At 66.2% G+C, this 8984-nt stretch carries 7 protein-coding genes; 4 read left to right on the top strand and 3 right to left on the bottom strand.

Translation table 11 applies throughout. The features are described from left to right. The first annotated feature begins 341 nt into the window (after nt 1-341). From ACOADB_RS09180 to ACOADB_RS09170, 3 genes are all read left to right on the top strand, one after another. Entirely contained in the window at nt 342-1496 is a 1155-nt protein-coding gene (locus tag ACOADB_RS09180) for an FAD-dependent oxidoreductase (RefSeq protein ID WP_378597656.1), read from the top strand. A 105-nt stretch (nt 1497-1601) separates the two neighbouring features. Next, a complete protein-coding gene (npdG, locus tag ACOADB_RS09175; RefSeq protein WP_378597655.1) occupies nt 1602-2270 on the top strand; it encodes an NADPH-dependent F420 reductase in 669 nt (222 codons plus the stop codon). A 64-nt stretch (nt 2271-2334) separates the two neighbouring features. Continuing rightward, entirely contained in the window at nt 2335-3186 is an 852-nt protein-coding gene (locus tag ACOADB_RS09170) for a 3-hydroxybutyryl-CoA dehydrogenase (protein WP_378597654.1), read from the top strand. 658 nt (nt 3187-3844) lie between these two features. On the opposite strand, the gene ACOADB_RS09165 is transcribed toward ACOADB_RS09170, so the two are convergent. Beyond that, entirely contained in the window at nt 3845-4864 is a 1020-nt protein-coding gene (locus tag ACOADB_RS09165) for a helix-turn-helix domain-containing protein (RefSeq protein WP_378597653.1), read from the bottom strand. A 261-nt stretch (nt 4865-5125) separates the two neighbouring features. Between ACOADB_RS09165 and ACOADB_RS09160 the strand changes: the two genes are divergently transcribed. Next, complete coding sequence (locus ACOADB_RS09160) at nt 5126-5782, top strand: TetR family transcriptional regulator (RefSeq protein WP_378597652.1); 657 nt, start codon at nt 5126-5128, stop codon at nt 5780-5782. 10 nt (nt 5783-5792) lie between these two features. Here ACOADB_RS09160 and ACOADB_RS09155 read toward each other — a convergent pair whose 3' ends face one another. Continuing rightward, a complete protein-coding gene (locus tag ACOADB_RS09155) occupies nt 5793-7568 on the bottom strand; it encodes an AMP-dependent synthetase/ligase (RefSeq protein WP_378597651.1) in 1776 nt (591 codons plus the stop codon). A gap of 175 nt (nt 7569-7743) precedes the next feature. After that, on the bottom strand, nt 7744-8883 hold the full coding sequence (locus tag ACOADB_RS09150) for an acyl-CoA dehydrogenase family protein (RefSeq protein ID WP_378597650.1): 1140 nt from the start codon (nt 8881-8883) through the stop codon (nt 7744-7746). Nucleotides 8884-8984: the final 101 nt, after the last annotated feature.

Genomic DNA, 8984 nt, shown 5'->3' with positions numbered 1-8984 from the left:
CACCCGACTGACCAACGTCCCCGGACATCACACCTAGGTACTCCGTCTGGCCGACTCCGCCGCGTTCTGCACGAGGTGGCCGACGGGCGTCCTGTCGACGAGGTTCGTCACAGCAGATCCCATGTCCAGGCAACCGCGAGGCGATCAGGTTTCTTGACCCCACCCTTTCCTTTCTTCTGCTTCCACGCCGGCTGTGTGGACTGTCACAGTCGACCTTGCCGACGACCTCCGCCGAGACGACTGGAGAGACGAAGGCAACCCGAGTTCGAACCATCTCGGTCTCGCCGCGCCGTACGACCGGCGCCTTGGTAGACCGCTACGCACCAACGAGGAGCAACAGCATGAGTGACAAGATGAGCCCCCAGGAGCGTGCCGAACTGACAGTCGCCGTCATCGGCGCAGGAATCGGCGGAGTGTCCATCGCTTGGTTCCTCCACAAGGCCGGCTTCACCGTTGACCTCTACGACCAGGCACCCGCGTTCCTTGAGGTCGGCGGCACCATCGGCATCGACAACCAGAGCATCGACGTCCTCCGCGAGTGGGACGCCCACCAGGCGGTGCTGGACACCGCGGCACCATCCGTCGGCATGGAACTCCGCACGATGCAGGGAGAGCTCCAGCACTTCCTGAAGATTCCGGACCTGACCGACATGGGTGTCAAGGTCGAGGGGCGCACGGGCATGCGCGAGACGTTCGGCATCCAGCGCTCTGATCTCCATGGCACGATCCTCAGCTACTTCCCCGTCGACCGCACCCACGCGAACATGCGTCTCACGAGCGTCGCCGACAAGGGCACTCACGCCGAAGCGATCTTCGAAGACGGCACGGTCATCCGTCCCCGCATTCTCATCGGAGCCGACGGAATCAGGTCCACCGTCCGCAAGTTGTTCACTGATGTCGAGGCGCCCTTCGCCAATGTCACGATCTGCCGTAGCCTCGCGCTCGCCTCCGCCCTGCCCGAAGGCTGGGCGAACGACAGGGGCCGCCGCTGGGAACACCCCCTGCCGGACGGCAGCTCGGTCAACGCCATCACCGGGCCCACCCGCAGGGGGACCCACGTCGGCATCGACACCTCCATCTACATGGGCGACCAGCTCCTTGACCTGCCGGACAACGTTGTCCCGCTCGACCGACTCCTGAGCCTTTACCCCGATGACACCGACCCGGCCCTCATCAATCTCATCAAGTCCAACCTGGTTGTGACACGTTCCTACCCGCTCTATGACCTCCCCGAGATCCACACCTGGAGCAGTGACTGCGTCACCCTGCTCGGCGACTCAGCGCACGCGATGCGTCCGCTGCTGGGACAGGGCGCCAACCAGGCGATCCAGGATGCGGGCGAGCTCGCGAGGCAGCTCGTCGACAACCCGGACCCCAGCGTCGCCCTGAAGGCGTACGAGCAGATCCGCGAGCCGTTCACGAACGCCATTAAACGCGCGGCGAAGCAGTTCGTTCCTCAGTACGCCAAGGTGTTCGCGGCCGGCAAGCAAGATTGAGTGCCACTCCCGTCCCGGGTGCGCCGAGCCGCCAACGCATGCTCGAACGCCCGTCGCACACTTCTGCCCTTTCCGCGTCCGACGCGGCAACCACGAGAGGAAATGATGTCACTCCCTGAAACGCTGGCCGGCAAGACGATCGCTGTCCTCGGCGGTACCGGACCGCAGGGTCGCGGCCTCGCCCGGCGCTTCGCCGCCGCCGGTGTGCCGGTCGTGATCGGCAGTCGCAGCGCGGACCGGGCGGCTGACACCGCCGCGAGCCTTCCCGGCCAGGTGACCGGCACCGCCAACGCCGGTGCCGCGGCCGCCGGTGATGTCGTCGTGGTTGCCGTACCTTGGGACGGCCACGGCGAGGTGCTCGCCTCCCTCAGAGCAGAGCTGTCGGGCAAGGTCGTCGTCGTCTGCGTGAACCCACTCGGCTTCGACGAGCATGGGGCATACGCCCTGCCTGTCGAGGAGGGTTCTGCCGCGCAGCAGGCCCAGGCGATCTTGCCGGACTCGACCGTGGTTGGCGCGTTCCACAACGTCAGCGCCGTCCTGCTCGACGACCCCGAGGTCGCCTCGGTCGACACCGATGTGCTCGTACTTGGCGATGTGCTCAAGGCGACGGGCCTCGTGCAAAGTCTCTGCGACCTCATCCCGGGCGTGCGCGGGATCTACGGCGGTCGGCTCCGCAACGCCCGCCAGATCGAAGCGCTCACCGCCAACCTGATCTCGGCCAACCGGCGCTACAAGGTGCACGCCGGGGTCAGGATCACCGCCGTCCAACTGTAGCCGGCGACCGGCGTCCACGGCGCCGCTTGACTTCGATTCGCTGTACCGACTCACGGAGGTTCACATGAATGGAATCGATCGGGTCGGCGTCGTCGGCGCAGGACTGATGGGGGCCGGCATCGCGGAAGTGTGCGCCCGCGCTGGCAAGGACGTTGTCCTCGTCGATGCCGACGCCGCCTCGGCCGAGCGCGGTCGCGGCCGGTTGCGGGCGTCGTTGGAGCGGGCCGCGCGGCGGGGCAAAGTGGCCGATGTCGACGAGGTCATCGCGCGGATCACCGTCAGCAGCGATCTCGACGCCCTCGCCGGTCGCGGCCTGGTCATCGAGGCGATCGTCGAGGACGAGACGGCCAAGACCGCTCTCTTCGCCCGGCTCGATGCGATCGTCGCCGATCCCGGCGCCGTGCTCGCGTCCAACACCTCCTCCATCCCTATCATGAAGCTCGCCGTCGCCACGAAGCGACCGGAACAGGTCCTGGGGATCCATTTCTTCAACCCGGTTCCCGTGCTCTCGCTCGTCGAGCTCGTGCCGAGCCTCTTGACCGCGCCCGACACCACCGACCGGGCATATAGGTTCGTCGCTGACGAACTGGGCAAGCACCCCATCTACTGCCAGGACCGCGCAGGGTTCGTCGTCAACGCCTTGCTGATCCCGTTCGTCCTCTCCGCGATCCGGATGCTGGAGTCCGGTTTCGCCACCGCCGCCGACATCGACCAGGGACTGGTCCGCGGAGCCGCCCACCCACAGGGTCCGCTCGCACTCGCCGACCTGATCGGCCTCGACACCACCAAGGCCGTCGCCGAGTCGCTTTACGAGGAGTTCAAGGAGCCGCTCTATGCCCCGCCGCCGCTTCTGGCCCGCATGGTCGACGCCGGCCTTCTGGGCCGCAAGACCGGCCGCGGCTTCTACGACTATTGACCCGCGCCGCCGCGAACGCCCCTTGCGGCCAGCAGCGACTGGCACTCCTGCCAGTTGGGGGCACCTGCTGACCTGCGCAAACGCAGGTTCCCCCCTGATTGCGACAGGGATCGGGCGTACCTGACGGGTCACTGTCGGGGGGCATGTTCGATCCCAATCACCCAACACCCAACTGGACGACGTCGACGATGCAACGCGTCGCGTCCGAGTCGGCACTCGCTGATGCGGCGCTGCGCTACGCGTCAGAACAAGCTCGAGGGTCTCCGGACGGGTGTCGTTGATGTCCATGACTGACAGGTGCACGAGACACCCCGAGACACGAGACGACACAGACGAAGAACCGCCAGAGACGGAGGCGTGATTCGGTGAAGTGCCGAGTAAATGCCGACACAGGGTTCTTTCTCCTCAAAATGAGGTTCCGGAACCCTGCCGCTGACCTGCGAAAACTTGGTGGAGCTGAGGGGATTCGAACCCCTGACCTTCTCATTGCGAATGGCTTCCCTGGCCCTCGCACGCGGGATTCACGCCTAGAATTGGGACAATTCAACGCATGGAACAGCACGGATTGCGATGCGGGGGTACGCCGGGGGTAAGCGTTTCCGTCGTGCCACAGCCACTCACCGGGCACCCGAGCTGGGGACAGTCCGGCTGTCCGGGATCAGGTCGCGACAACCGACAGGTGGTCAGTCATCGACCGGATCGACCCGCCGGTGTCACCCGAGTTGTTCTGCCGGTACTCGCCAGCAGAGATGCCGAAGACGTCACGGAACTCTCGACCGAGGTGACTGGCGTCGTAGTAGTTCCACCGGTGAGCGATCGTCGCGATCGTCAGGTTGGTGTTCAGAAGGTCTTGGCGCACTGCGGCAAGTCGTTGCGCGCGGACCACTGACTTCATGGTGTCGCCGGTGACGGCGAAGGCCCGGTGGATGGTGCGGGTCGAGACCCGGTGTACGGCCGCCAGGTCTTCGAGGCGGACGGGACCGTGCTTCAGGCGCTCCGCGATCGACCGATCCAGTTGCGCACGCAATGCGGGAAGCGCCGACTGATCGCTCGCACCAACACCCTCCGACCGGATGATGCCCGCGACGAGCGCCACCAGCGCCGTCCGTGCCGCCTCTGTCTCGGTGGCACTCATGTCCGGGAGTTGCTTCCACACCTGGTCGAGGAAGGCGTGGAAACAGCTGACCAAGGGACGATCTGTTCCCAGAGCGAGTGAGCTGTGAACGTTGGTCCCGCTTCCCGCGGCCATCAGGGCGGCACGCGGAATCAGCAACGTGCGCTTTCGGATGCCCTGCCGCACAGTGAAGCCACCGTGCGCAACGCCCTCCCGGCTCGTGATGATGAGATCACCCGAGGCGAATGAGCTCTCGACGTCTCCGGACGACATGAGCTCATGACCGCCGTATCCCGCCATCACCATCACGAAGTCCCGATCCGGTGCCGCGCGCAACGTGCGGCTCGACAGGTATCCGTCCATGGGCGGGCAGTCCCAGTCCGTCAACAACAGGTCTGCCAAGTCAGCTGCCACCACCGCACCGGCACCTTGGTCGTCGCGCGGGAGTCGGATCCCCATCGGACACAGCCGTTCACGCATGGCCTGTTCCCACACACCCTCACGCTCATCCAGCAGGAGTGAGTCGTCGGCATGGTCGACGGAGTACGACAGTGCGACGGTCATCGCGACGGCCTCGACAGACCTGCGATGTGCGATTGGCGATCGATCTCCACGGGGTACCTCCAGAACTGCGGGTTCGGCAGCGCCCCCTCGCGATGGCGATGGTCGACGGATGTCGGCCCCACAATTTCGAAGGTATTCGCTGTCACAATCGACAGCAAGAGCCTGGACTTCACATCGACGTCCGCTCGGACTTGACTTACCAAGCGCTTGCTTATTGACTTGAGTGTGTCACTCGCTCGGAGCCGCGTCAACACATCTCCCATGGCGTTGTCGACCCCACCATCCAGCCGAGTGGAGAGATACGCGATGACGGAAACCACGAACGGCGCCAACACGCCACGTGCCGAGGCCACCCGGGCACGCCTCATCGAGGCAGCGATCGCGGCGTTCGCGGAGAAGGGCTTCCACGGCACGACGACCCGCGACATCGCTGCCGCGGCCGGGATGAGCCCGGCCGCGCTCTACGTCCACCATCGGTCCAAAGAGGAGCTGCTGTACCTGATCTCTCGCGCCGGACATGAGCGAACGTTGACCCTGGTACGCAAAGCCAATGCGGCGGGCGGGACCCCGGTGGAACGACTGGCCCGCGTCGTCCACGACTTCGCCGTCCATCACGCGGAGCGGCACACCGAATCCCGGATCGTCAACTACGAGCTGGCCGCTCTCAGTCCGGCTCACCGAACCGCCATCCGTGGCATCCGCCAGGAGATCGAGGGCGAGGTTCGCGGACTGGTCGAGGCGGGTGTTGCCAGCGGTGACTTCGACTCTCCAGACCCACGCATGACCGCTGTCGCCCTGCTGTCACTCGGGATCGACCTGGGGCGCTGGTATCACGAGGACGGCGAGTGGAAACCCGAAGACATTGCCGAGCGATACGCCGAGATGGCCCTGCGAATCGTGGGCACCCGGCAGGTCTGACGGCCACCAGCTAACCCGTGTAGAGCTCCTCGATCGCCTCGGCGTACTTCACCACAATGGTCCTCCGCTTGACCTTCATCGTGGGCGTGAGCTCCTCGCTACCCGGCAGCCACTCCTCGGCAAGGACCTTGAACTTCTTGATCTGCTCGACGCGTGACAGCTGACCATTGGCGCGCTCCACGCCAGCCGCGACCTCGGCGATCGTGTCCGGGTCGTCCGCCGACCTCCCGACGGCGCCGTCCGGATCAAGGGTGATCAGCGCGACGTTGTAGGGCCGGCCGTCGCCAATGCACACCGCTTGGCCGATCAAGGGGCTGGAGGACTTCAACCAGGTCTCGATGGTGGCAGGCGACATGTTCTTGCCCGCCGCGTTGATGATGATCTCCTTCTTGCGATCAACGAGCCGCACGTAGCCGTCGTCGTTGATCGTCCCGATGTCGCCGGTGTGCAGCCACCCCTCGGCATCGATGGCCTCAGCGGTCTGCTCGGGCTTGTTGCGGTAGCCCCTCATGACCGTCGCCCCGCGCACGAGCAGCTCTCCGTCGTCAGCAACCTTGACCTCGAGGCCGGGGAGCGGCAATCCCACCGTCCCGACCCTTATGCGGTCCTGCGGGTTGACGGTCATGACGCAAGACGTCTCACTCATGGCCCAGATCTCGCAGATCGGGATCCCCGCGGCAGCGAAGAACTCGAACACGTCGCGAGGCGTGGGCGCCGCTCCGGTGAGGAACCACTCAGCCTGGTCCACCCCCAGCTTGCGACGGATCGTCGAGCCAACGATCGCTTCAGCGACCTTCGCCTGCAGCTGGAGGACAGGGCCGGCCGGCTTGCCCGCCTGCACGACGCGGGCATTCTTCATCCCGGCCTCCATGGCCCAGCGCATCAGCTTGCCACGGACACCGGGTGCTGACTCGATCTCTGCCTCAAGACCTGCCTTCGTCTTCTCCCAGATGCGCGGAACCGGCAGGAACACCGTCGGGTGGACCTGCTTCACGACCTCCATCACGGTGCGCGGGTCCGCGCAGGTGGTGACAGTGAAGCCCCAGACCCCCAGCGGCGAATAGTGTCCGCTCCATCGGTCACCGATGTGCGCCGCGGGCAGGAACGAGACCGTGCGGCCACCCGGCGTGACCGGCAAGGCCTGCTGCAGAGACTGGATCTCACTCATCATGTTGCCGTGCGTGAGCTCGACACCCTTGGGCGGGCCTGTCGTGCCGGATGTATAGATCAACGTGAGGAGGTCCTCAGGGCCGACCGCCGACCACGTTGCCTCGAAATCGAACTGTGCGTCGCCGAGCGCCTCCAGCTGCCCGAGACTGAGCGTGCCGTCCGCTTCGCCGTCGACCACCACGAGGTGATCGATCGGCGTGCCGCCGTCGCGCACAGCCGTCAGGCGTTCGAGAAACGCAAGCTCGGTGATGACGATCCTGTTGCCCGCGTCGGCGAAGACGTACTCGATCTGCCCCTGTGCTGACGTGTTGTAGACGGAGAACGCGACGGCACCCAGATGCATGGCAGCGAGATCCACGACGTTGAACTCGGGCCGGTTGGTGAGCATGATCCCCACCGTGTCCCCGCGATTGAGGCCCAGCGCCGCCAGGCCAGCAGCCACCCGCCGCACCCGCTCAGCGAGGACTCCATACGTCAGCGAAACGCTGCCATCAGCCGTGCGTACAGCGACCTGCTCGGCCCGCGCAGCCGCCGTGACCTGAAATGCCTCGCACACTGTCCGCGCGCGCAGCGCGCGTTCGAACGCCTCGCTCGCGGCAGCACCGATCGTGCTCATTGCCTGCATGTCGTGCCTGACCTCTCATTGTCATTGAGGTGGAGAACGTTCGCCACCGGTGCCGCTCGGAACATCCGTCCCAGGGCCGGGAGCAACGTCAGGTCGATCAGGGAGCGCCAGTAGACGGCTCCGCCGACGTGGTCGTGCTTGTCGTAGAGGAACTCGCCTGCGACCATCACGCCTCCGCAAGTCTGAGATCGATGACGCCCGCCAGCGCAGCGCGGTGCGCGCCAGCCGTGCCGAACGCGATCTGGTCGGCCTTCGCCTTCTTCAGGTAGAGGTGCGTCGGGTGCTCCCAGGTCATGCCGATACCGCCGTGCAGCTGCACGGCCTCCTCGCCGGCGTGGACCGCGATGTCGCTGCAGTACGCCGCGGCGACGCGGACTGCGATCGGTACGTCGGTTCCCGCGGCGAGCGCGGCAGCGGCGTACCGGGCGGCCGCAGAGGCGGACTCGACCTCGGCGTACAGGTCGGCAAAGCGGTGCTTGAGCGCCTGGAAGCCTCCCACCACCCGGCCGAACTGCTTGCGCACCTTGAGGTAGGCCACGGTCTCCTCCAGACACCAGCGCGCGATGCCGACCTGCTCGGAGGCCAGCAGCCCGGCCCCAGCCAGCAGTGCGCTCTGGATCACGGCGTCACCATCGGTGAGCACCAGGTGTCCGGGGGCGCCGTGCAGCGTGACGTCGGCGACCTGGCGGCCCATGTCAAGGGAGACCACGGGCGTGATCGTCGCAGCGCTCTGCTCGACGACGTACAAGACGACACCGTCAATGGTCTGCACAGGCACGACCAGTACGTCCGACTCGAGCGCACCCGCGACGCTCCGCGCGCTACCGGTGACGCGACCGTCGATCGCGTTGAAATTCGGAAGGTCACCCTCGGGAGCGGTCGAGAGGGGTACGACGAGCGCGGCGGTGAGCTCACCTTCCGCCATGGCCGTGATCGTCTTCCGTGCCACGTCGTTCTCGACACAGGCGAGCAGAGCGGTCGTGGCCACGACCGAGCTGGTGAGGAACGGCACCGGCGCGGCCGCTCGGCCGAGCTCCTCCAACACTGCGGCTGCCTCGACCGCCGAGGCACCGGCGCCACCGAGTTCCTCGGGAACGAGCAGTCCGGCCAGGCCGAGATCGACCGCGAGGGCACGCCACAGCGGCTCGACGACCGACCGGTCACCGTCGTACATGGCGGTGACCGCGTCCGGTGTGCATCGATCCGCGAGCAGGTCGCGCACGGTGTGACGGAGGTCGATCTCGACGTCAGACGGAAGCACGTCGAGGTCGGACGCTGCATTCACAGGGGTGCTCACGATGCTCATTTGGCCAGTTCCTTCCAGGGGCGGTCCTTGTCATTGCGGTGCTCCGACGGGAGCCCGAGGACGCGCTCGGCGACGATGTTGCGGATGATCTCGGAGGTGCC

The sequence above is a fragment of the Nocardioides sp. CPCC 206348 genome (assembly GCF_048654705.1).
In the GTDB taxonomy this organism is placed as follows: Bacteria; Actinomycetota; Actinomycetes; order Propionibacteriales; family Nocardioidaceae; genus Nocardioides.
This window is presented reverse-complemented; position numbering and strand designations above follow the sequence as displayed.

What these genes read in the sequence shown, in the direction of transcription:
- ACOADB_RS09180 (WP_378597656.1), top strand. Translation starts at nt 342, where the DNA reads ATGAGTGACAAGATGAGCCCCCAGGAGCGTGCCGAACTGACAGTCGCC.
- npdG (WP_378597655.1), top strand. Translation starts at nt 1,602, where the DNA reads ATGTCACTCCCTGAAACGCTGGCCGGCAAGACGATCGCTGTCCTCGGC.
- ACOADB_RS09170 (WP_378597654.1), top strand. Translation starts at nt 2,335, where the DNA reads ATGAATGGAATCGATCGGGTCGGCGTCGTCGGCGCAGGACTGATGGGG.
- ACOADB_RS09165 (WP_378597653.1), bottom strand. Translation starts at nt 4,864, where the DNA reads ATGACCGTCGCACTGTCGTACTCCGTCGACCATGCCGACGACTCACTC.
- ACOADB_RS09160 (WP_378597652.1), top strand. Translation starts at nt 5,126, where the DNA reads ATGGCGTTGTCGACCCCACCATCCAGCCGAGTGGAGAGATACGCGATG.
- ACOADB_RS09155 (WP_378597651.1), bottom strand. Translation starts at nt 7,568, where the DNA reads ATGAGCACGATCGGTGCTGCCGCGAGCGAGGCGTTCGAACGCGCGCTG.
- ACOADB_RS09150 (WP_378597650.1), bottom strand. Translation starts at nt 8,883, where the DNA reads ATGAGCATCGTGAGCACCCCTGTGAATGCAGCGTCCGACCTCGACGTG.